Genomic DNA, 22,606 nt, shown 5'->3' with positions numbered 1-22,606 from the left:
GGTAGCGTGGCGACCATGAGAGCCGCCCGCCGTGCCGCCGTCCCACCGTTCGAGGTGATGTCGATCCTCGACCGGGTGGCTCAGTTGCGCGCCGCGGGCCGGGACGTGATCTCCTTGTGCGCAGGCGAGCCAGATGGCGGGGCGCCTTCCGATGTGGCCGAACGGGCCGTTGCTCTGCACCAGGCCAACGATCTCGGCTACACCAGTGCCCTCGGCCCCCGCCCGCTGCGGGAGGAGATCGCCGGCCATTACCGCCGTTGGTACGGCCTCGACCTCACCGGTGATGACGTGGCCATCACCACCGGATCTTCCGGCGCCTTCGTACTCACCTTCCTCGCCGCGTTCGACCCAGGCGACCGGGTGGCGCTCGCAAGCCCGGGCTACCCGGCCTACCGCAACATCCTCACGGCCCTGGGTTGCGAGGTGGTGGACATCCCCTGCGGGCCCGAGCACAGGTTCCAGCCCACCCCGGACCTGCTGGACGAGGTGGCGGCTCGTCGTGGTCCATTGCGTGGCCTCGTGGTCGCTTCGCCTGCCAACCCCACCGGCACCATGCTCACCCGCGCCGAACTCGCCTCCCTCACTGCCTGGTGCGATGCCCACGACGTGCGGCTGATCAGCGACGAGATCTATCACGGGATCACCTACCCCGATGATCCTGAGGACCCCGACGCCCGTGGGGTCAGCGCCCGGGAGACCTCCCGCAGCTGTGTGGTGGTCTCCTCCTTCTCCAAGTACTGGGGGATGACCGGCTGGCGGATCGGCTGGGCGCTGGTCCCACCCGATCTGCGCAGCGCCGTGGATGCGCTCGCCGGGAACATCGCCCTGTGCCCGCCCGCGCCCGCCGCCCTGGCCGCAACTGCCGCCTTCACCCCGGCCTCCTACGCTGCCGCCGACGCCCGGGTGGCCACTTTCGCACGCACTCGCACCACTTTGCTCGACGCCGTCCCTGGCCTCGGGTGGGGCCCGATCGCCCCCGCCGACGGCGCCTTCTACCTCTACGCCGACCTCGCAGACACGCTCGGGCGCCACAGCGATGCCTCCTCGTGGAGTCGCGCCCTCCTCGAGGAGGCAGGGGTCGCCGTCGTGCCTGGGATCGACTTCGATCCCATCGGCGGTGGGCGATACGTGCGGTTGTCGTTCGCGGCCGGTCACGATGCGGTCACCGAGGCAGTCGAGCGGATCAGCGCCTTCCACGCCGGGTAGGCTGCTGCGACGTGAGCGACGAAGCCCAGATCCTGGAACCATCTGTCTCATCCGAGTACTGGCGGGGTGCCATTTCATGGGTCCCCGATGGTGACACCTGGCGCCCGTGGCGCCTTCCACCCGAGCGCGCCGACCGGGCCCACGCCCCAGTGCTGGTGGGCCACGCGCAGATGGCCGCGGGCGTGCGCGCCGAGCTACGCACCGACGCGTCGGGTCTGAGCCTGCCGCTCACCTATGAGTACGACGCCCCAGGGTTTGTGGACGTCACGGTCGAGGACGCACTACACCGTCGTGTCGAGCTCACCTCCGGATCGCACGTCCTCGAGGTGGACCTGCCCGACGGCGAGCATGAGGTCCGCCTCTGGCTCCCCCAGGCAGGGCACACAACGGTCGGTGCGCTGACTCTGAAGGCCGCGACCGCCGTCGCCCCCTTGGCCCAGCGCCCTCGCTGGATCACCTACGGCAGCTCCATCACGCAGTGCTCGGCGGCGGCCGGGCCGAGCCAGACCTGGCCGGCGATCGCCGCCACCACGCTCGGATGGGACCTGACCTGCCTCGGCTTCGGCGGCCAGTGCCACCTCGACCCGATCGCCGAACACGCCATCGCGCAGACCCCGGCCGACGTAATCTCGCTGTGCCTGGGGATCAACATCCACGGCCGGACGTCCTTCAACGAACGGTCCTTCGCGCCGCAGATCTCCGGGTTCGTCGAGCGGGTGCGTGCCGCACACCCGGAGGCGACCATCGCCGTCATCACCCCGATCGGCTGCCCGGCGCGGGAGAACTCGGCGGATCACGACGGCCTCACCCTGGTGCAGATGCGCGAGGCGATCGGTGAGGTCGTGGCGGCGCTGAACGCACACGACGGGCGGATCACCGTGATCGACGGGCTGAGCATCATCGGCACGGACGAGGAAAAACTGCTGCATGACGGTCTGCACCCGGGACCCGAGGGATACCAGTTGATGGGTCAGCGGTTGGCCTCCGCGCTCAGCGCACTGACCCCAGCGCCTGCAACGCACTGAGACCGCGCCGAGTGCGGCGAATCTCGCGAACATCTCACCTGGTGAACGAAATTGGCCGCACTCGCGTCGGAGGGAGGGTGTCAGATCCTGCGGCGGCGGAACTTCGCGCGCAATGCGCAGGCGACGGACATCGCCACCACCCCGGCGAGTGCCTGACCACCGAGCACCGCAAGGTTGACGTCGAACGCCGGCTTCCAGGTGACCTCGCCGTCGTGGACCACATAGGCACCCGACGGCCACGCGCACATGCCTACGGCGCCCCCGCCGCCGGTTCCCTCGGCGCTGGGTCCGTCGGTGGTGCCCTGCGGGTCCCGGCCCATCCCGGAGCCGTAGCCCATCCCGGACCCGCCGATCACCCGGGCCACCGGGATCACCGTGGTCTCGCCCACCGTGTAGGCCTCGCCGAAGACGCGGCGGACGGTCAGCGCCTCCCGAAGGGTCTCGATCGGCAGATTCGGGTCTCCTGCGGTGCGGCTCATCTCATCCTCACGAGGTTCGGGGCGTGGTTGCGTCCATCATGCAATGCCTGCGGCCGTCCCGGTAGGTCCGCTCACCCCGTGCGCGCCGTACTTGCCCGTGCCATCAGCTGGGGTTGGAACACCAACTGCTCGCGAGGGCGCCCCGGCACGTCGAGCTCGCCCAGGAGCAGTTCGGCAGCAGCTGCGCCGATATCGCGGCTCACCTGCCGCACCGAGCTGAGCGGTACCGAGGTGGTCTCCGCGAACGCGATGTCGTCATACCCGAGCACCGCCACGTCCCCCGGCACCGTCAGTCCGGCTCCGATGAGGCCCTGCATGATGCCGATCGCTGCCATGTCATTGCCGGCGAACACCCCGTCCGGCCGGTTCGATGCCGACATGGCCGCGATTCGGCGCCCGGTGGCCCTGCCGACGTCGATGTCCAGGTCTGGTCCGTCCAGCACGGTCAGGGTGACGCCGTCGGTGGCGTCAACCACCTGTTGCGCGCCACGCAAACGCTCTTCCACCTGCCGCACCCCGGGTGGGCCGGAGGCGAACACCAGCCGGCGGCACCCCACCTCGAGCAGGTGCCGCGCGGCGAATTGGCCGCCGAGCACATGATCGGTGGACGCCGACGACAGGGTTTGCGTCTCGTCCCGGTGGTCCACGAGCACCACCGGCGTGCCACGGGAAGCGATCTGCTGGGCATGCTGGACGCCCGCATCGAACGGGCTCAGGATGATGCCATCGAAGCGGAACTGCTCGAACATCCGCAGGTACGCATCCTGCTGGTGCGGGGACTCGTGCGTGCTGCCCACCATCACGCTCAGCCCTCGCGCGGCCGCCGCCTTCTCCACCGCCACCACGATGTCGGCAAAGAACGGATTCGAGGCGTTGATCACCGAAAGGCCGATGGTGTTGCTCCGGGAACGGCGCAACTGCCGGGCCGGCATATTCGGCACGAAGCCCAACTCATCGACCGCGCGCTGGACCTGCAGCCTCATCCGGTCCGAGAGGCGGTCCGGCCAGTTGAAGTAGTTCGAGACCGTGGCAGCCGAGACTCCCGCCCGTCGGGCGACGTCCTGAATCGTGACACTAGCCACGATGACCTCCTCGCACTCGGCTGCGGGTGCACGGTTCATCGTGCTGGCCCGCGCCGCGCCCGTGACGCTACCGGTCTGGATTGAAACGGTGCAAACCTGGCGCCGTGCTCCCCTTCGAATACCGGTGGTGTGCGCGAACGCCACGCCCGCCGTCGGCAGTGTGGTTCGCCTACCGGAAAGGTCCGGTGAGCATCACTGGACGATCGCGGTTGCCAGTGCGAATCCCAGCGCCGCGGCTGCCAGGGTGAGCATCATCGTGATGGCGAGGTTTGCCGCGCACCGGCGGCGGTCTCCGGCGAGCAGCAGCCGTGCCGACTCCACCATGGCGGTGGAGAACGTGGTGAACCCTCCGCACAGCCCGATGCTGAGCACCGTCGCGCTCACCCCGATCGTGCCGGTGCCCAGCAGGCCGGCGAGCACCCCGATCAGTAGCGAACCGGCCGTGTTGATCCCGATGGTGGCCACCGGCAGTGCAGTCTGCCACCGGGCCCTGATCGCCCCGTCCGCCCAGAATCGCAGCGCCGCACCCAGCCCACCGGTGACGGCGATCAGCACGGTGATCATCGGACGCCACCGTGCTCAGGCGGACCGGTGCGTCGCGAACGGGCCCCGCCCGCGGCGATCCCTGCCAATGCAAGCAACAGGCCCAGGCTCAGGCTCGCGAGGACGTACCCGGCCGCGAGGCCGAGCTGGCCGCCGTTGATCAGGCGCTCGGTCTCCAGGGCGAGGCTGGAGAAGGTGGTGAATCCGCCGAGGAACCCGGTCCCGATCCCGAGCCGGATGGCTCGCCGGGTCGCGTTCTCCTCCCCGGCGCGCAGCAGTGCCTCGAGCAGCACTCCCAAGGCGAACGCACCGGCGAGGTTCGCCGTCAACGTTGCCCACGGGACGCCGTCGGGAGGGCCCAAGGCCTCCGTGAGCCCGTACCGGGCGAGCGTGCCCAGGCTGCCACCGACGGCCACCACCCCGCCGAGACGGAGTCGATTCACCTGCCCTCCTGACCAAGCGGTACCACGAGTACCGGTACCTCCTGGGTGTGCACCAGATGGCCCGCCACGGACCCACCGATCACCTCGTTCATCCACCCGGAGAAGCCCGGACGGCGGGCGCCCACCACGATCATCGGCGCGCGGTACTCGCGCGCCGCCTCGGCAAGTCCGCGGGCAACCTCGCCGGAGCCCCGCACGAACCGCCACGGCACGCCCGACGGCGTCAGCTCGCCCCGCACCAGTGCGTGCACTTGCTCGTCGAGTGTGGTGATGTCATCGCCGTTGGTGGCGTCCGGATCCACCGGGGCGAGCGCCGGGACTCCGGAGAGCTCGCTCGTCACCAGCACGTGGGTGGGATCCACCCAGGTGGCCACCACACCGGTGCCGTAGATGCCTGCCACCTCCCCGGCGCGGTGCAGCACACGCGGATCCTGCCCGGGCTCGACACCCACGACGATCGGGCGTTCGGCCGGGATGCCGACCCACGGGCGCGTGCTGAAGGCTGTCATGACCCCTCAGAGTAGGCCCTGAATGCGGAACTGCATCGAGTGGTAGACGCTGTTGTCTGCCGTCTTCCACTGGCTCACGCTCAGGTGCAGATCGGACAGGCTCGAGCCGGGAATCACGTACCCCCCGTACAACTGCGCCACGTGGCTGTGTGATTCCGAGCCCCACTCCCCGCCCCAGAGCAGGGTGGTCTTCGCGGCCGTGTGCAGATTGTCCGTGGGCGTGTTCAGCACCATCGCGTCGATCCGGTAGTCCTGGGCGTTGAAGTAGGTGAGCAGCCACTTGCCGCCGAGGGGCCGCAGGCACATCTCACCGAATCCGCCGGGCAACACCTCGGTGGCGGTGGCGCCCCACACCCAGTGGGACCCGTTCCAGCCCCATGGCTGGTACGCCGCGCCGTTGGTGATCTGGGTCTCGGGCACGCGGTAGAGCTTGATGCCCTTATCCCGCTGGAAGCCAGTGGCGAACAGGTAGACGTAACCGTCGTTGCCCTGACCCCAGGTGATGCACTGGAAGTAGCCGCCGTCCTTGTCGCCCGGGAAGGTGAGCCCGGTGTGCTGCCAGGTGGCACCGGAGTCGGTCGACTGCCACACCTCCGTCCATCGCACGGCGCCGAAGTGCGGGCCGTTCACGATGGCGTGCAGGTACATCGTGCCGCCGATGGTGATCACATCGGACGGGATCACGGTGGTGAAGTAGTGATCGTGCGGGTAGTACCACAGTTGCGGGGCATGGGCCTGGGTGGTGGCGCCATTCCCGGCGCAGCCGTTGAACGTCACTCCGGCGTTCGGGTTGGTGGTGCCCGAGTACAGCGCCACCGGGGAGCGCCAGTTCGTGCCGCCCACGTGGTCCAGCCAGGTGTCACCGAAGACCCACACGGCCCGGCCGTCCGGGGCGATCGCCGGGATGCCGAGGTCGGTGGCCCCGATGCCGTACTGCACCGGGGTCTGGGTGCCGACGAGGTCCTTGATCTTCGTGCTGGTGACGGCCGCAGAGGCACCGGCCGCGTTGACGGACAGGCCTGCAGCAGCGAGCCCCACGGCAGCGCTTCCGCGGAGTAGGGTGCGGCGGCTGATCGATGTGCGGTTTCTGGGTGTGTGGGTCATGACAAACCACTCCTGACGTCGATGGCAGGGCGAGTAATCGTTTACTCGCTGGTGAGGAGTATGCCAGGAGGAACCGCATCGCCGTCAAGGACGTGTGCCCTCCCAGCGGTCCGTGGCGGGGTACCCTCCGGCCGGCGAAGGCCCGGCCGGGGGAGGGTTCCGCGGAGAACGGGCGCGTGCCTGCGGGCCAGTAGAGTTGAGTTGCTCCTGAGCGCTGGTCGACGCCCCTGGCACGCCCCGCCGCTCGCCCGCGTCGCGTGAGGACCAAGATGACCGAAGTGCCTGCTGGGACCATCGATACTGTCGAGAACGCCGCCGCCACACCGGACGCGAAGCTTCCCTACGCTGAGCTCGGCCTGAAGGAAGACGAGTACGCCCGGATTGTGGAGATCCTCGAGCGCCGCCCCACCGCCGCCGAACTCGCGATGTACTCGGTGATGTGGTCCGAGCACTGCTCTTACAAGTCCTCCAAGCGCCACCTCGGTCAGTTCGGGGACAAGACCACCGAGGAGATGCGCGAACACCTGCTCGTCGGGATCGGGCAGAACGCCGGCGTCGTCGACATCGGCGACGGCTGGGCCGTCACCTTCAAGGTCGAATCGCACAACCACCCCAGCTTTGTGGAGCCCTACCAGGGCGCCGCCACCGGCGTGGGCGGCATCGTTCGCGACATCATCTCCATGGGCGCGCGCCCGGTGGCCGTGATGGATCAGCTGCGATTCGGCGCCATCGATCACCCGGACACCGCACGTGTGGTGCACGGCGTGGTCTCCGGCGTGGGCGGGTACGGCAACTCTCTCGGCCTGCCGAACATCGGCGGGGAGACCGAGTTCGACGCGTCTTACCAGCGCAACCCGCTCGTGAACGCCCTGTGCGTGGGGGTGCTGCGGCACGAGGACATCCACCTCGCCAACGCCGAAGGCGCGGGGAACAAGGTGGTGCTGTTCGGCGCCCGCACCGGTGGTGACGGCATCGGCGGCGCCTCCATCCTGGCGTCGGAGACCTTCGATGCGGACAAGCCCTCCAAGCGCCCGAGCGTGCAGGTGGGCGACCCGTTCATGGAGAAGGTCCTCATCGAATGCTGCCTGGAGCTGTTCGCCGCCCGCGTGGTGGAGGGCATCCAGGATCTCGGCGCCGCCGGCATCTCCTGCGCCACCAGCGAGCTCGCCTCCAACGGTGATGGCGGCATGCACGTGGACCTGGAGAACGTGCTGTTGCGCGATCCCACCCTGACGGCCGGCGAGATCCTGATGAGCGAGTCCCAGGAACGCATGATGGCCGTGGTGGCGCCGGACAAGCTCGAGGAGTTCCTCGCGATCACCGGTAAGTGGGAGGTGGAGACTGCGGTCATCGGTGAGGTCACCGGCACCGGGCGGCTGACCATCGACCACAACGGCCACCGCATCGTGGATGTGGATCCGACAACGGTGGCCCATGAGGGCCCCGTGTACGACCGCCCGTACGCCAAGCCGGCCTGGCAGGACGCCCTGAACGCCGACGACGCAGCTCGCCTTCCGCGGCCGGCCTCGTCGGAGGAGCTGCGCGGCCAGGCACTGACCCTGCTCGCCTCCCCGAACCTCGCGTCGAAGGCCTGGGTCACCGACCAGTACGACCGGTACGTGCAGGGCAATACCGCCATGGCCCAGCCCGACGACGCCGGCGTGATCCGCGTGGATGAGGCCAGCGGCCTCGGGGTGGCCATCGCCACCGACGCCAACGGCCGGTTCACCAAACTTGACCCGTACATCGGGGCCCAGCAGGCGCTCGCCGAGGCCTACCGCAACGTCGCCACGGTGGGTGCACGGCCGCTCGCGGTCACTGACTGCCTGAACTTCGGTTCCCCGGAAGACCCGGATGCCATGTGGCAACTCGTGCAGGCCATCACCGGACTGGCCGATGCCTGCGCCGAACTGGGTGTTCCGGTGACTGGCGGAAACGTCTCCCTGTACAACTCCACGCTCGCCGGTGAGGTCGGCAAGGGCCACATCGATGCCTCGATCAACCCGACCCCGGTCGTGGGTGTGCTGGGCGTTCTGGATGACGTGGCCCACGCCACGCCGTCGGGCTGGAGCGAAGCGGGTCTGGTCCTCTACCTGCTCGGCAGTACCCGTGAGGAACTCTCCGGCTCGGTGTGGGCCGGTGTGATCCACGATCACCTCGGCGGCCGCCCGCCGGTGGTCGACCTCGCCGCCGAGCGGGCCCTGGCGGATGTGCTGGTGGGCGCGTCGTCGGCCGGCCTGGCGCACGCGGCGCACGATCTCGCCGCCGGTGGTCTGCTACAGAGCCTCACCGACGGCGTGCTCCGGCACAACGTCGGCGCCGCCGTGAACCTGGACGAGCTGTGCGCCCGGGACGGGATCGATGTTCCGACGGCGTTGTTCGCCGAATCCGGTGCGCGAGCCCTGGTCGCGGTGCAGCCGGAGCGAGAGGACGCGCTGGTCGCACTCGCCGAGTCCCACGGCGTGCCGTGGCTGCGGCTGGGCGTCACTGCCGACGGCGGACTCGAGGTGGCAGGTCAACTCACCCTGAGTCTGGGCGACCTACGCGCCGCCCATGCCGGCACCTTGCCAGCCCGGTTCGCCTGAGCAGCCCACCACCGACGAGAGGCCTATCTGTTGATGACGCTCACCGACGTGCTGGACAGGCTGAGTGGTCACCGCGAGCACACGCTGACCTGGGGAAACCACCGGGCCGTGGTGACTGAAGCCGGCGCCGGACTGCGCGAATACGCCGTGGACGGTCGCCCGATCGTGGCCGGCTACGCGGCGGACGAGCTCTGCCCGAGTGCCCGGGGGCAGTGGCTGGTGCCCTGGCCGAATCGCATCGCCGAGGGCCGCTATTCCTTCGAGGGCGTGGAGTACTCGCTGCCGATCGGCGGGGCCGACCCGCGCAATGCCATCCACGGGTTCGCCCGTTGGGCGAGCTTCGAGGAGCTGGAGAGCACCGAATCGAGTGTGGACTTCGGTGCTGTGCTCCCCGCCCGGGCCGGCTACCCGTGGACCCTCGCGATGACCGTCCGCTGGCAGCTCGGCCCCGGCGGTCTGAGCACCCGCTTGACGGTCCGTAACCTCGCGTCGACCACCGCACCGTTCGGCGCGGGAGCTCACCCCTACCTGGCACCCGGCGCCCCGGGTGACCTGGTGGACCAGATGAGCGTGACCGTGCCGGGGGCGACCCGGCTCAGCGGCGATGGTGGTCTGATGACGCACGCGGCCGCCGTCGGGCCGGACGATGACTTCCGGGATGAACGACGCATCGGAGCCCATCAGCTCGGCCTGTACACCGGTCTGGATCGTGACGCCGACGGGATTGCCCACACCGTGCTGGAACGGACAGACGGGTTGCGTGTGGACCTGTGGCAGGACGAGGCCTGGCCGTTCGTGCTCCTCTACACCGCTGACGGCGTCAGCGACGCAGAGGGCAAACGCGCCTCGGTGGCCGCGGAACCGATGACCTGTGCCGTGGACGCGTTCAACACCGGTGACGGCCTGCTCCGGCTTGCACCGGGGCAGGAGTTCACTGGTTCGTGGGGCATCAGCCTCGCCTAACGGCTCCTCATGCCCGGCTGGGCGGACGCTGCCGGCGCCGTTCATCCACCACAGCGACAACGAGCGCCACGGTGAGTACCCCGACGACGACTCGAAGACCCACGGACATCGCCTCGCCGTAGTCGCCGCTGGTGGCGAGGGTGGCGAAGAACATCGATGCCGAGGCCGCGACCCCCACCGATGTACCGACTCGCTGACCGGTCTGCAGTGCACCGCCGGCCACGCCCGCGCGGGGAACGGGCACATCGGCCAGGGTGAGGGCCTGGTTCGGGGAGATCACGATCCCGTTGCCGAACCCGGAGATCATCAGGACGCCCGCGAGCCACCATGCGGCGGCTTGGCCGTCCACCACCGAGACGAGCACGTCCGCGATGATCACACCGATGAGCATGGCCGCGATGCCGAGCACCACCAGCCTGCGTCCGAATCGTGCGACCCAGCGCCCGCTCAACCAGGACGAGACGGCACCAGCCAGGGCGAACGGGGTCAGCACGAGGCCGGCCTGCCATGGTGCCAACTCGAGCCCGGACTGAAGGTAGAGGGTGGCCAGCAGGAAGATTCCGGTGAACCCGGAGAAGTAGAGCATCGCGATCAGCGCGCCGCGGGTATAGGACGGGGTGCGGAGCAGATCACGGGTGATCACTGGCTGACCACCGCGGGACTCGTACCGCCGCTCCCACCAGAGGAAGGCCGCGCCGGCCACTACGCTCACGCCGAGCAACCACCACGGTGACTGTGCCGCGCCGCCGCCTTCGGAGGCCTCCAGGAATGGCAGCATGAACGCCAGCACGCACGTCCCGAGGAGTAGCAACCCGGCCACGTCGATGCCCACCCGGCTGGTCACTTTCGGCACGCGTGGCAGGAGGCGCCAGCCGAGCATCAGCACCACCACGCCGACGGGCACGTTCACCCAGAAGACGGCCCGCCACCCCTCCTCGGCGCCGAAGACCGCGATCAGGGCGCCGCCGAGTAGCGGGCCGATTGCGGTGGAGATCCCCACAGTGGCACCGAACATCCCGAACGCGCGGCCCCGCTCGGCACCGGTGAACAGCTCCTGGATCAGCGCGAGAACCTGGGGGTTCAGGGTGCCCGCCGCAACCCCCTGAAGAACTCGCCCGAGCGCCAGCAACTCGGCCGTCGGCGCTGCACCACACAGGGCTGACGTGAGCGCGAACAGTGCCACCCCGATCAGGAACATCCGACGGCGGCCGAAGAGGTCGCCGAGACGGCCGGCGGGAACCAGCACCAGTCCGAAGGCGAGGGTGTATCCGGCCACGATCCACTGGATCTCGGCCGGGTCCGCGCTCAGTGCCGTCTCGATCGAGGGCAGCGCGACGTTCACGATCGAGACGTCGAGCAGCGTCAGGAATCCGGCCGCGAGGCAGACGGCGAATGCGGACCACCGCTGGGGGGAGGGCTCATCCGCTCCGGGACGCATGGGCGCAGTCGACACGGGTCAGGTCTATCACGCGCCGCCGATCTCGGATCGCGCGCGTTGCGGGATGCTCCGCGCGGCACATGAGGCAGAATGCCAACTGGCGGCCGGTGCACACGGGCTCCGGCCGAATCCACTACCTGGGTGCGCGATGTGGCGCGCCTGGAACGCGACGGAAGGTACCAGGTCTGCCGATGAGCTCTCCCAGCGTCAGCTACTCGATCACGGTGCGACTGGAGATGCCGGCGCAGCCGTCCGCTGTGAGTACTATCACCACCACAGTGGAACGCGCGGGCGGAATCGTCACCGCCGTTGACGTGTCCGGCTCCGGACTGGACCGTCTCCAGGTGGACGTCACCTGCGCGACGGGTGGCGAGGACGACGCGAAGCACATCGTGGACGCGTTGGGCGATATCGACGGCGTCACCATCGGCCGGGTCTCGGACCGGACTTTCCTGGCTCACCTGGGCGGCAAGATCGAGATCCAGCCGAAGATGCAGATCCGGCACCGCGATGATCTCTCCCTCATCTACACCCCGGGCGTGGGCCGGGTGAGCCAGCAACTCGCCGCGCACCCGGAAGACGCGGTGCGTCTGACCATCAAGCGCAATACTGTCGCCGTGGTGACCGATGGCTCGGCCGTTCTCGGGCTGGGCAATATCGGCCCGACGGCGGCCCTGCCGGTGATGGAGGGCAAGGCTGCCCTGTTTAAGCGGTTCGCCGGTATCGATGCATTCCCGATCTGCCTGGACACCCAGGACGTGGATGAGATCGTGCGAACCGTGCAGATCATCGCCCCGGTGTTCGCGGGCATCAACCTCGAGGACATCTCCGCACCGCGATGTTTCGAGATCGAGGAACGGTTGCGCGCCGAGCTGGACATCCCGGTCTTTCACGATGATCAGCACGGGACGGCGATCGTGGCGTTGGCGGCGTTGCGGAACGCTCTCAAGGTGGTGGGCAAGAACATCGAGGATGTGCGCATCGTGCAGTCCGGGGCGGGAGCGGCCGGGTCGGCCATCCTCCGGCTGATGCTCGCCGCCGGTGCGCGGCACGTCGTGGTCGCCGACGTGGACGGCGTGATCCGGGCGGACCGGGCGGACCTGGAACCGTCGTTGCAGTGGATTGCCGATGCCACCGAAGGTGATCAGCACCCCGGCACCCTGCACGACGTGATCGTGGGAGCGGATGTGTTCATCGGCGTCTCGGCGCCGAATCTGCTCGCCGAGGCGGACGTGGCGGCGATGGCGGAGCGGTCGATCGTTTTCGCCATGGCCAATCCGTTGCCGGAGATCGATCCCGCGATCGCTACGCGGCACGCTGCTGTGGTGGCCACCGGGCGCAGCGACTTCGCCAACCAGATCAACAATGTGCTCGCCTTCCCCGGGGTGTTCCGGGGGTTACTGGACGGGCGGTCTACTCGGATCACCGACGAGATGCTCTTGGCCGCCGCGACCGCCCTTGCCGATGTGGTCGGGCCGGAGGAGCTGAACGCCACCTACATCGTGCCGAGCGTGTTCCACCAGAACCTGCACACCGCGATCGCGGCGTCCGTGCAAGCGGCCGCCGAGGCGGATAGCCAATCCCGCTCCTCTGTGACCGGCGCCTGATACGTGCGGGGACTCCAGGATTGAACGGGGTGGCGTCCAACGCAGGGTGAGTGTGCGTGACCAACGGGTGACGAATAGGCGAACTCATGCCGTTCGGGGACCTGACCCCTTCATTGGGGAACGGTGCGGCGTTAGGTTGCACTCATCTCCCACCCCGAGCACGAAGGACACCCATGCTCCACGCCCGCAGGGGACGCCGCTCTGACGCCGTCCGTCCACTCGCTGCCATCACCGCAGCCGCCTTCCTCGGTCTAGGCGTCGCAGCGCCTTCGACCGCGGTGACCGTCCCGGTTCCAGCCCCGCGGCTGATCAGCGACGGTGACATTTTCATCAGCGAACTTCACTACGACAATGACGGCACCGACACCGGTGAAGCCATTGAGGTGCAGGCACCGGCCGGTACCGATCTGACCGGGTGGAGCGTGGTGCTCTACAACGGCAACAACAACGCCGCCTACGGCACCACGGAGCTGGATGGCGCCGTCACCGGCACCGACGGTGGCGCCGGTGTGCTCGTGGTGGAGTATCCCTCGAACGGGATTCAGAACGGTGACGCCGATGGGCTTGCCCTGATCGACCCGGACGGCACCGTCGTGGAGTTCCTCTCCTATGAGGGCACCCTGACGGCGTCCGGTGGCCCCGCAGACGGCATCGAGAGCACGGACATCGGCGTCTCTGAGCCGGGCAGCACGCCGATCGGGCAGTCGCTGCAGCGGATCGACGGCGAGTGGACCGGCCCGGCCGAGGACTCCTTCGGCAGCGTGAACAGCTCCGACGGCGGCGGTGACCCCGACCCCGACCCCGACCCCGATCCTGACCCGGAGGTACCCGAGGACGACACCCACACCATCGCCCAGATCCAGGGCACCGGTGCCGAAAGCGAGCTCGTCGGGCAGACGGTCACCACCAGCGGGATCGTGACCGCCGCGTACCCGACGGGTGATTTCGATGGGTACTACATCCAGACCCCGGGCACTGGCGGGAACATCGACCCGGATTCCCTGACCGCGTCTCACGGCATTTTCGTCTACTCCGCCGCCACCGTCGGTGAGGTGCAGATCGGTGACTACGTACGAGTCGCCGGCGAAGTGATCGAGTACCACGGACTCACCGAGATCACCGTGCCGGCCGGTGGGGCCGTTGTGCTTGACGAGGACGCCGCGCCCGTGGAACCGATCACTGACTTCACTCTGGGCGCCACCGAGGCTGAACGCGAGCTCGTCGAGGGGATGCTCGTCGCCCCCGTGGCCGACTACGTGGTCTCCGATACCTTCGCACTCGGCGGCTGGGGTTCGGCCTACGGGTCAATCGGTCTGGGCCTGAACGGTCCGCTCGTGCAGGAGACCGACATCGCCACGCCGGGAACCGCGGCGTACGACGCGGCGGTGGCAGACAACGCTGCCCGTGCTGTCACGCTGGACGACGGTCAGTCCGAGCAAACCACGGACGAGGTCGAGGTTCCGTACCTGACCGGAAACCCGGACCTGCGTACCGGTGTCGGAGTGGAGTTCATTGAACCCGTGATTGTGGACTACCGGTTCCAATGGAACTTCCAGCCGACTGCACCGGTCACCGGCAACGCCGATGACCTGGTGACCTTCGCCGGTGGCAACACCCAGGCCGCGAACGCCACCCCGGAAGACGTCGGGGGCGACCTGGTGCTGGCGACCTTCAACGTGCTCAACTACTTCACCACGCTCGGCGAGGATGTCGCAGGCTGCCAGCCCTACGAGGACCGGGAGGAGAACCCGCTGACCGTCGACGACGGGTGTGATCTGCGCGGTGCCTGGAACGAAACCAATCTTGAGCGTCAGCAGGACAAGATCGTCGAGGCCATCAACGGGCTCGGTGCGGACGTCGTCTCCCTGGAGGAGATCGAGAACTCCGTGAAGTTCGACCAGGACCGCGACGCCTCGCTCGGTGCCCTGGTCGAGGCTCTGAACGCGGACGCCGGCGAGGAGCGCTGGGCGTACGCCGAGTCGCCGGCCGAGCTGCCGACGCTGGCCGAGCAGGACGTGATCCGCAACGCCTTCATCTACACCCCGGACACCGTCGAGGTGACCGGCGACTCGGTGGTGCTCACCGGTGACCCGGCCTTTGACAATGCCCGCGAGCCGCTCGCCCAGGTGTTCACCGCCGTCGGCACGGACTACTCCTTCGTGGCAGTCACGAACCACTTCAAGTCCAAGGGCGGGGAGGGAGCGTGCACCGACCTGCCGCAGGGCTGTGCCGAGGAGGATCGTGTGGCACAGGCCGAGGCGCTCACCGCCTTCGCCGAGGACGTGGCCACCGACACCGGCACGGAGGACATCTTCCTCCTCGGTGACTTCAACTCCTACAGCGCCGAGCTCCCGGCCCTGGCCGTCGAGGACGCGGGGTACGCCAACCTCAACAACGGCGAGACCACCTATGTCTTCGACGGCAAGGTCGGCTCGCTCGACCACATCTTCGCCAACGAGACCGCGGCCGATCGAGTGACCGGCGTGGACATCTGGAGCATCAACTCGGCCGAGTCGGTACTCGCGGAGTACTCCCGGTACAACTACTTCGCCAGTGAGCACTTCCAACCCGGCACTCAGTTCCGCGCCTCCGACCACGACCCGATCCTGGTAGGGATCGATGTACCGGACGTCACGGACACCCTGGTGGACCTGCAGATCATGTCCATCAACGACTTCCACGGCCGGATCGAGGCCAACAGGGAGTCCGCTGGCGCCGCGGTGCTCGCCTGCACGGTGGACACCTACCGCGCCCAGAACCCGAACACCCTGTTCGTCTCCGCCGGTGACAACATCGGGGCCTCCACGTTCACCTCGTTCATCCAGAACGATCAGCCCACGATCGACGTACTGAACATGATGGGCCTGGACGTCTCAGCCCTGGGCAACCACGAGTTCGACCGTGGCCAGGACGACGTGACCGACCGAGTGATCCCGGCATCCGACTTCCCGCTTCTCGGTGCGAACATCGTGGATGACTCGGGCGATCCCGCGTTCGACCCCTACTGGGTCACCGAGACCGGGGGCGTACGAGTCGGGTTCATCGGGGTGCTCACCGAGGACATGCCCACCCTGGTCTCCCCATCCGGGATCGAGGGCCTGACCTTCACCGACATGGGCGAGGCGGCCAACCGTTACGCCGAACAGCTCACCGACGGTGACGAATCGAACGACGAGGCCGACGTGATCGTCGTTCTCGCGCACGACGGCGCACCGGGTGCTGACCTGTCCAGTGCAGCCGGTTCCCCGTTCGGGGACCTCGTCGATGGCGCCCATGAGCAGATCGACGCGATCATCTCCGGGCACACCCACCAGACCTACACCCACGACGTCGACGGCACCTGGGTAACCCAGGCACGCCAGTACGGCGAGCTGCTCGGTCACCTCGAACTCACCGTGGACACCACCACCGGCGAGGTCGTGGCGAGTCAGGCCGAGAACGTGGACCTGGTGCCAGTACCCGGAGACGACGAGACCCCCCGCGAGGAGTTCTGCGCCGGCGACCCGGACGTGCAGGCCGTGGTGGACGAGGCCGTGGACGTCGCCGAGGACATCGGCAGCGACCCACTCGGTGAAATCACCGCGGATCTGAACCGCGCCGTCGGGACTTCCGGTGAAGCGGGCTCGAACCGGGCCGGTGAGTCCACCCTCGGCAACATGGTCTCCGACGTCCAGCTCTGGGCCGCGCAGCGGACCAACCCAGACACCCAGATCGCCTTCATGAACCCGGGCGGCCTGAGGGACGACCTGCGCTTCGCCTCCGACGGTGAGGAGGGCGACGGTGTGGTCACCTATGCGGAGGCTGCCGGTGTGCAGCCGTTCGCGAACACGCTCGTGACGATGGATCTCACGGGCGCGCAGATCGCTGCACTGCTCGAGCAGCAGTGGCGGACCGACGGTGACGCGGAGACGAAGCTCCACCTGGGAGTCTCCGAAGGCTTCACCTATCTGTACGATCCGGAGGCACCGCTCGGTGAGCGGATCGTCTGGATGGGTCTGGACGGTGTGCCGCTCGAGGACGACGAGAGCTACACGATCGTGACGAACTCGTTCCTCGCCTCCGGCGGCGACGCCTTCTCGGTCTTCACGCAAGGATCCGACACTGCCGATTCCGGTCAGGTGGATCTCTCGGCAATGGTGGACTACTTCGCCGAGTTCGAAACGGTGTCACCGGATTACGCCCAGCGCGCCGTCGGCATCACGTGGATCTCCGACCCGGAGGGCGTGTACGCGCCCGGCGATGAGATCGCTGTGGACGTCTCCTCGTTCGCCTTCTCCACCGGTGAACCCACTCCGGAGGAGCTGACCACGTCACTCGGTGGCGTCAGCACGGAGCCGGCAGCGTTGGACACCACGCCGGTTGATGGCACTGACGAGGTGGGCCGCGCCGAGGTGCGGGTCACTGTTCCGGAGGTCTTCGGCGTCAGTGGCGGGCAGGGTGACCGTCAAGCGGGCGCCGGCTCGGACGTCAGCGCGGTTGAGCTGGTGGTGAGCGACCCGGAGAACGGCACCGAACTGCTGCTCGAGGTGCTGATCGAATCCGGCGCCGGGAGTAACCCGGGCGGAGGCGACGGAACCGATGGATCTGACGGGGCCGATGGAGCCGATGGATCTGACGGGGCCGGTGATGGATCGGGCGACCTCGCCGAGACCGGTGCGACCGTGTGGACGCTGGTCCTCATCGCCGTCGGGCTGCTGGTGCTCGGGGCAGTGGTGATGATCGTCCGCCGCCGGGGCACTGTCAGGCGGTGACCAACCGACGGATATGCGTCAGCGTGGGCCGAAGAGGCCCCCAGCTCGACGCATATCCGTCGGCTCGGGCAGTCACCGGATCTCGACGTGGACCAGTCGGTGAGGTCAGCGGTATGCCGCCACCAACGGGCACGTGAACGTGTCCCGGACGCCGAGGCCCACCTCATTGAGGTGGCGTACGACGATCCCGTAGGAGCGCCACAGGGTCGTTTCGGTGTAGGTGACCCGGTGTTCGGCGCAGAACTCGCGGACCTTCGGTGCCACGGCGCGCAAGTTGGGGCGCGGCATGTTCGGGAACAGGTGGTGCTCCACCTGGAAGTTCAGACCGCCCATAGCCGCATCCACCCAGCGTCCGCCGGTGATGTTGCGGCTCATCAGGGTCTGCCGGCGCAGGAAGTCCAGGCGCATGTCCTTCGGCACGATCGGCATGCCCACGTGGTTCGGCGCGAAGGAGGCGCCCATGTACACCCCGAACACGGCCAGCTGGACACCGAGGAATGCGGCGGCAACGCCTGGGGAGAGTACGAGGAACAGGAATGCGGGGAAGGCGATCAGCCGGATGCCCAGGAAGACGATCTCGACGGTGCGGCGCTTCAGCGGGGCCCGGCCCAGCACGCGTTTGGTGCTCGTCAGGTGCAGGTCGAGACCTTCGAGCAGCAGCATGGGGAAGAAGAACCAGCCCTGGCGCTTGAGGAACCAATCCGTCAGCGGGTGGCGGCGCTCGTCCGCCTGCTCGGGAGTGAACGTCACGTAGGGCAGGTCGATATCCGGATCGGAGCCGCGCTTGTTCGGGTTCGCGTGGTGCTTGGAGTGCTTGCCCTGCCACCAGCCGTGGCTCAACCCCACGAAGAGGTTGGCCAGCACGATCGCAGTCCAGTCGTTCCACTTCCCGGAGGCGAAGATCTGCTTGTGTGCCGCATCGTGGCCGAGGAAGGCGATCTGGGTCATCACCACGCCCATGACGGCGGCGAGCACCAGCAGCCACCACGTGCTGCCGATCAGCGCGATCGCGGCGATGATCGCCCCGAATCCGAGGGCGGCACCGATGAGGCGGGGCCAGTAGTAGTCGTAGCGGCGGCGCAACAGGCCGCTCTCGCGTACGTCCCGGGTCAGCGCGCTGAACTGGCTGACGTAGGCGTCCCGTGGTCGTTCGGCGGCGGTCATCGCACACCTCTCAAAGTGGTGAGAATGGATGCCAGGGGCACCCGGCGGAGGCGGCGTGGTGCGGCGGGGGAATGCCGATCAGGTACCGACAGCTGCCGAATCAGGTACAGGTGGGAGAAATGGGCCCGGCCGCCGTCGGAAGAACCAACGGCGGCCGGGTTGAGCGAAGCGCAACCGATTCGGTGCGCCCCGCTGAGTATCAGAGCGGGCGAATGTTCGACGCCTGGGGGCCCTTCGGGCCCTGGGTCACCTCGAACTCGACGCGCTGGTTGTCATCGAGCGAACGGTAACCGTCAGCCTCGATGGCCGAGTAGTGCGCGAACACGTCCGCGCTCCCGTCCTCGGGGGCAATGAAGCCGAACCCCTTCTCAGAGTTGAACCACTTCACAGTTCCTACAGTCATGCGTTTCTCCATCATTCAGAGTGCGGACCCGACTGTCGGGTCCGATTCAGCCACGGTGTCGGGCGTCAACTCTTCTGGTGAAGAAAAACGCCCCAGAGCCTTGTAGGCCGGGGCGTCCGACGTGCGATTCACTGCAACCACGTTTGAGTCTACCCCACAAGTGACGGTTGTGGGAGGTGAGGTCCGAATCACTGCAACCACGAGGCTGAGACCAGCACTCGGGAGGCTGAGGCGACCGGGTGTCCGGCGCGAGCATCCGCGATCACCTGCTCGACGTTCGGCCGTGCACAATCGGCGCTCCATCCCGCTCTCTGCCCGTCTGCCACGGCAGTGACGTGCCACCCGGGGCCGACGGCGTGCACGAACTCACCGCGGACGACGTCGAGGATGGACTCATCGATCGCCTCGAGCAGGGTGGCCGAACCGAAGTCGCAGGCGTCGCAGGCGCAGTCGGGCACGGGGTCGAGCCAGGCGGGAGGGTCACCGATGCCGAGACCGAGGACGCACTCCGGCACATCCTCCAAACGCCGGGTGGTGAGTACCAACGACAGGGCGCCTTCGGCGTGCGGGACCAGACGCACTCCGGTTTCGGTCGCGGACCAACGTGGGGGATCGGTGATCGGGATCGATTCGGCGGTGGCCAGGTCGAGCCGGAGCAGCGCCTGCTGCCAGGCCAGCACCCGGGCACCGACGATCACGTACCGCTCCGGATCGGTGACCCGGGAATACGCCTCGTCCGGGGGCTCGGCGCCATCGGGGCGCGGGTTCGGCCAGGTGATCCGACTCTCCGGCAGGGCCGCATAGATGGCCTCGACCGCCCGCCGCACCTCCCGCTCGCCCATCCCATGAGGGTAGATCCTGCGATAGTGCCGGGTTGGGTTGTCTCGGGCGGGTAGCAACATCTCGACGAGGATCCCTGGGACGGGCGCGGGCGCTGGGTAGGGTCAACCGTTGTGGCCCGACGACGAATCGAACCAACTGAGGGTGCGGCGGCCGTGGCCGCATGGCGCCGAGGCGAGGCGACGCCCGCCCAGGTGCGCACCGCCGTCAGATATGCCCTGCAGACCTTGGCCGATCGTGCCCCGGGCACGTCAGTGGAGGTGCGGGTGCCCCCGGCCGGGGTGGTGCAGGTGATCGAGGGGCCGAGGCATACGCGGGGAACCCCGCCGAACGTCGTGGAGACGGACCCGGCCACCTTCCTCGCCCTGGTGACCGGGCAGCTCAGCTGGTCGGACGCCGTCGGGACCGGGGCGGTGACGGCCTCCGGGTCGCGCGCGAACCTCGACGGCTGGCTGCCGCTGTGGCCCCCGCAGTGAGCTAGCGTCAGTGCCATGAGCGTGCAGAACCCGCCTGGCGAAGAGCCCGAGGGTGCCCGGCCTCCCGTCGTGGATCCCGAGGGCGTAGCTGAGACTTCCTCGGATGAGACGCCGCCGGTGGCAGAGGGCCATTCGGTGGCCGACCAGGACCAGGCTGCTGACCCCGTGCGCGCTGCCGGTGGCGCCATGGGCGATGAGGTGCACCTTGCTGACGCCCTCGACCGGTCCAGGGTGCGGCGCGCGCCTCGCTACCGGGGCTTTGCTGTTGCCGGGGGACTGCTCGGACTGATTCTGGCAGCCGTGTTCACCCCGTTTGCGGCGGAGACGGAGTACCTGGACCACGGCGGACTCTTCGTCCTCTTGACGGCGTTGCTCGTGCCGGTGGGCATCCTGATGGCATGCATCGTGGCCGCACTCCTGGATCGGCGGTCCCGATGAGTACGTCGGCCCAGCGCCGGCACCTGCGTCTTCGACCGGCAGCCGCGGAGGCCGTCCATCCGCAGCTGGAGCGCATCCGCGCCGAACTCGAGGTTCCCGGCCCGTTCACCGGTGCCGCGCTCGCTGAGGCGCACGCGGCTGCGCGCACACCGGTGGTCCACCCCGAGGACCTCACGGACGTGCCTTTCCTCACGATCGATCCGCCCGGCGCGCGGGACCTCGACCAGGCGATGCACATCTCTCGGACGCCCGACGGATTTCTGGTGCGCTACGCCATCGCCGACCCTGCCTCGTTCGTGGTCCCGGGTGGGGCACTGGACGGTGAGCTCGCCGAACGCGGTGTCACCTTCTACGGTCCGGATGGTTCGATCGCGCTGCATCCGAAGGAGATCTCCGAGGGCGCTGCGAGTCTGCTCGCGGGCGAGTCCCGTCCGGCGTGCGTGTGGTCGATCGGGCTCGATGCCGAGGGCGGGATCGTCGAGGCGACCGTTCGGCGGGCACAGGTGCGCAGCCGCGCGCAGCTCACCTATGAGGACGCGGCCGGACGCCTGGCGGCGATCACTGGGGCGGGAGCCCTCGAGGACGGCGCCGGCGAACCTGGCGATGGCACCCTCGCCCTCCTGGGCGAGGTGGGGCCCCTCCGGATCGCCCAGGAACGTGCTCGTGGTGGTGCCTCGCTCGCGATCGCCGAACAAGAGGTCGAGCCCGATGACGGCGGGTACCGGTTGGTCCAGCGGCGCACCCTGGCCGTGGAGGACTGGAACGCGCAGATCTCCCTACTCACCGGAATCGCGGCAGCCGACCTGATGCGCAAGGCGCGGGTCGGCGTGCTGCGCACGCTCGAGCCGGCGCATCCGCGGGACATCGCCCGGGTGCGGCGGGCAGCCCACGGTCTGGGTATCGACTGGCCGGAGGGCGTCGAGTACGGCGAGGTGCTCGCCGGACTTGACTCTGCCGATCCCGCGCATGCGGCGTTCCTGCAGGAGGCGACATCGCTGTTCCGCGGGGCCGGCTATCTCACCTTCGATGGGGAACTCCCGCCGCAGTCACCGCACGCGGCGATCGCCTCGGAATACGCGCACGTGACGGCACCCTTGCGGCGGCTGGTGGATCGCTACGGTCTGGAGATCTGCCTCGCGGCCAGTGCCGGCACCGAGGTGCCCGGGTGGGTCCGTGCGGCCCTGCCGGACCTGCCTGCGATCATGGGCCGCGCGGGGCAACGCTCCTCCGCCTATGAGCGTGCGTGCGTGAACCTGATCGAGGCGGTGCTGCTGCGTGGCCGGGAGGGGCAGGAGTTCGACGGCGTGATCGTGGACGTTGAGGACGATCCCGGCGAGGACCACGGCGAAGGTGGCGCGCGGGCACAGCGTGGCACGGTGGTGATCGCTGATCCCGCCGTTCGCGCCAGCGTGACCGGAACTGACCTTCCCCTCGGGGAGCACGTCCGGGTACGGCTTGAGCACGCAGACGTCGACGATCGCCGGGTCGCCTTCGCTCTCGTGTGAGCGACCACCCGCGCGTGTCTCTTTGGCCGGCTACTCCGCCAAGGG

At 68.5% G+C, this 22,606-nt stretch carries 19 protein-coding genes; 9 read left to right on the top strand and 10 right to left on the bottom strand.

What is annotated here, in order from left to right; all coding sequences use genetic code 11:
• The first annotated feature begins 15 nt into the window (after nucleotides 1-15).
• Together LQF10_RS16525 and LQF10_RS16520 are read left to right on the top strand one after the other, a co-directional pair.
• Nucleotides 16-1,206 carry an aminotransferase class I/II-fold pyridoxal phosphate-dependent enzyme gene (locus LQF10_RS16525; protein WP_231064903.1) on the top strand — a complete coding sequence of 397 codons (1,191 nt, stop codon included), beginning with the start codon at nucleotides 16-18 and terminating at the stop codon, nucleotides 1,204-1,206.
• An 11-nt stretch (nucleotides 1,207-1,217) separates the two neighbouring features.
• Nucleotides 1,218-2,231, top strand: a complete 1,014-nt coding sequence (locus LQF10_RS16520) for a GDSL-type esterase/lipase family protein (protein ID WP_231064902.1) — start codon at nucleotides 1,218-1,220, stop codon at nucleotides 2,229-2,231.
• A gap of 80 nt (nucleotides 2,232-2,311) precedes the next feature.
• Here the strand turns inward: LQF10_RS16520 and LQF10_RS16515 are convergent, their stop codons facing one another.
• From LQF10_RS16515 to LQF10_RS16490, 6 genes are all read right to left on the bottom strand, one after another.
• On the bottom strand, nucleotides 2,312-2,710 hold the full coding sequence (locus LQF10_RS16515; protein WP_231064901.1) for a spore germination protein GerW family protein: 399 nt from the start codon (nucleotides 2,708-2,710) through the stop codon (nucleotides 2,312-2,314).
• A 71-nt stretch (nucleotides 2,711-2,781) separates the two neighbouring features.
• On the bottom strand, nucleotides 2,782-3,792 hold the full coding sequence (locus tag LQF10_RS16510; protein WP_231064900.1) for a LacI family DNA-binding transcriptional regulator: 1,011 nt from the start codon (nucleotides 3,790-3,792) through the stop codon (nucleotides 2,782-2,784).
• Between the two features lie 192 nt (nucleotides 3,793-3,984).
• Nucleotides 3,985-4,356, bottom strand: coding sequence for a fluoride efflux transporter FluC (locus LQF10_RS16505; RefSeq protein ID WP_231064899.1), 372 nt, complete (start codon nucleotides 4,354-4,356; stop codon nucleotides 3,985-3,987).
• On the bottom strand, nucleotides 4,353-4,778 hold the full coding sequence (locus LQF10_RS16500; protein WP_231064898.1) for a fluoride efflux transporter FluC: 426 nt from the start codon (nucleotides 4,776-4,778) through the stop codon (nucleotides 4,353-4,355). Before LQF10_RS16500 ends, LQF10_RS16505 begins: the two co-directional genes overlap by 4 nt.
• Nucleotides 4,775-5,287: a universal stress protein gene (locus LQF10_RS16495; RefSeq protein ID WP_231064897.1), complete on the bottom strand. Its 513-nt coding sequence runs from the start codon at nucleotides 5,285-5,287 to the stop codon at nucleotides 4,775-4,777. The genes LQF10_RS16500 and LQF10_RS16495 overlap by 4 nt, the downstream gene beginning before the upstream one ends.
• Before the next feature lie 6 nt (nucleotides 5,288-5,293).
• Entirely contained in the window at nucleotides 5,294-6,391 is a 1,098-nt protein-coding gene (locus LQF10_RS16490) for a glycoside hydrolase family 183 protein (RefSeq protein WP_231064896.1), read from the bottom strand.
• A gap of 269 nt (nucleotides 6,392-6,660) precedes the next feature.
• On the opposite strand from LQF10_RS16490, the gene purL reads away from it, so the two are divergent.
• Together purL and LQF10_RS16480 are read left to right on the top strand one after the other, a co-directional pair.
• Nucleotides 6,661-8,976 carry a phosphoribosylformylglycinamidine synthase subunit PurL gene (purL, locus tag LQF10_RS16485; protein WP_231064895.1) on the top strand — a complete coding sequence of 772 codons (2,316 nt, stop codon included), beginning with the start codon at nucleotides 6,661-6,663 and terminating at the stop codon, nucleotides 8,974-8,976.
• Between the two features lie 33 nt (nucleotides 8,977-9,009).
• On the top strand, nucleotides 9,010-9,939 hold the full coding sequence (locus tag LQF10_RS16480) for an aldose 1-epimerase family protein (RefSeq protein ID WP_231064894.1): 930 nt from the start codon (nucleotides 9,010-9,012) through the stop codon (nucleotides 9,937-9,939).
• 7 nt (nucleotides 9,940-9,946) lie between these two features.
• Here LQF10_RS16480 and LQF10_RS16475 read toward each other — a convergent pair whose 3' ends face one another.
• Nucleotides 9,947-11,377, bottom strand: coding sequence for an MFS transporter (locus LQF10_RS16475; protein ID WP_231064893.1), 1,431 nt, complete (start codon nucleotides 11,375-11,377; stop codon nucleotides 9,947-9,949).
• 191 nt (nucleotides 11,378-11,568) lie between these two features.
• Here LQF10_RS16475 and LQF10_RS16470 point away from each other — a divergent pair, with 191 nt between their 5' ends.
• Nucleotides 11,569-12,984 (top strand): NAD-dependent malic enzyme, encoded by a 1,416-nt coding sequence (locus LQF10_RS16470; RefSeq protein ID WP_231064892.1) that lies wholly within the window; start codon nucleotides 11,569-11,571, stop codon nucleotides 12,982-12,984.
• A gap of 173 nt (nucleotides 12,985-13,157) precedes the next feature.
• Nucleotides 13,158-17,735 (top strand): ExeM/NucH family extracellular endonuclease, encoded by a 4,578-nt coding sequence (locus tag LQF10_RS16465; RefSeq protein WP_231064891.1) that lies wholly within the window; start codon nucleotides 13,158-13,160, stop codon nucleotides 17,733-17,735.
• Between the two features lie 105 nt (nucleotides 17,736-17,840).
• Here LQF10_RS16465 and LQF10_RS16460 read toward each other — a convergent pair whose 3' ends face one another.
• The 3 genes from LQF10_RS16460 to LQF10_RS16450 form a co-directional block, all read right to left on the bottom strand.
• Nucleotides 17,841-18,899, bottom strand: a complete 1,059-nt coding sequence (locus LQF10_RS16460; protein WP_231064890.1) for a fatty acid desaturase family protein — start codon at nucleotides 18,897-18,899, stop codon at nucleotides 17,841-17,843.
• Nucleotides 18,900-19,098: 199 nt separating this feature from the next.
• Entirely contained in the window at nucleotides 19,099-19,302 is a 204-nt protein-coding gene (locus tag LQF10_RS16455; RefSeq protein WP_231064889.1) for a cold-shock protein, read from the bottom strand.
• Between the two features lie 188 nt (nucleotides 19,303-19,490).
• Complete coding sequence (locus LQF10_RS16450; RefSeq protein WP_231064888.1) at nucleotides 19,491-20,144, bottom strand: DUF6226 family protein; 654 nt, start codon at nucleotides 20,142-20,144, stop codon at nucleotides 19,491-19,493.
• Between the two features lie 111 nt (nucleotides 20,145-20,255).
• On the opposite strand from LQF10_RS16450, the gene LQF10_RS16445 reads away from it, so the two are divergent.
• Genes LQF10_RS16445 through LQF10_RS16435 form a run of 3 tightly spaced genes read left to right on the top strand, consistent with a single transcriptional unit; the run spans nucleotide 20,256 to nucleotide 22,561 of the window.
• Nucleotides 20,256-20,618 (top strand): sterol carrier family protein, encoded by a 363-nt coding sequence (locus tag LQF10_RS16445; RefSeq protein WP_231064887.1) that lies wholly within the window; start codon nucleotides 20,256-20,258, stop codon nucleotides 20,616-20,618.
• 15 nt (nucleotides 20,619-20,633) lie between these two features.
• Complete coding sequence (locus LQF10_RS16440; RefSeq protein ID WP_231064886.1) at nucleotides 20,634-21,056, top strand: hypothetical protein; 423 nt, start codon at nucleotides 20,634-20,636, stop codon at nucleotides 21,054-21,056.
• Nucleotides 21,053-22,561, top strand: a complete 1,509-nt coding sequence (locus LQF10_RS16435; RefSeq protein WP_231064885.1) for an RNB domain-containing ribonuclease — start codon at nucleotides 21,053-21,055, stop codon at nucleotides 22,559-22,561. Before LQF10_RS16440 ends, LQF10_RS16435 begins: the two co-directional genes overlap by 4 nt.
• Nucleotides 22,562-22,606 lie beyond the last annotated feature (45 nt).

The organism is Ruania halotolerans (assembly GCF_021049285.1).
Classification (GTDB): domain Bacteria; phylum Actinomycetota; class Actinomycetes; order Actinomycetales; family Beutenbergiaceae; genus Ruania; species Ruania halotolerans.
The sequence above is the reverse complement of the archived record's forward strand: the minus strand, read 5'-3'. Positions and strand labels throughout refer to the sequence as shown.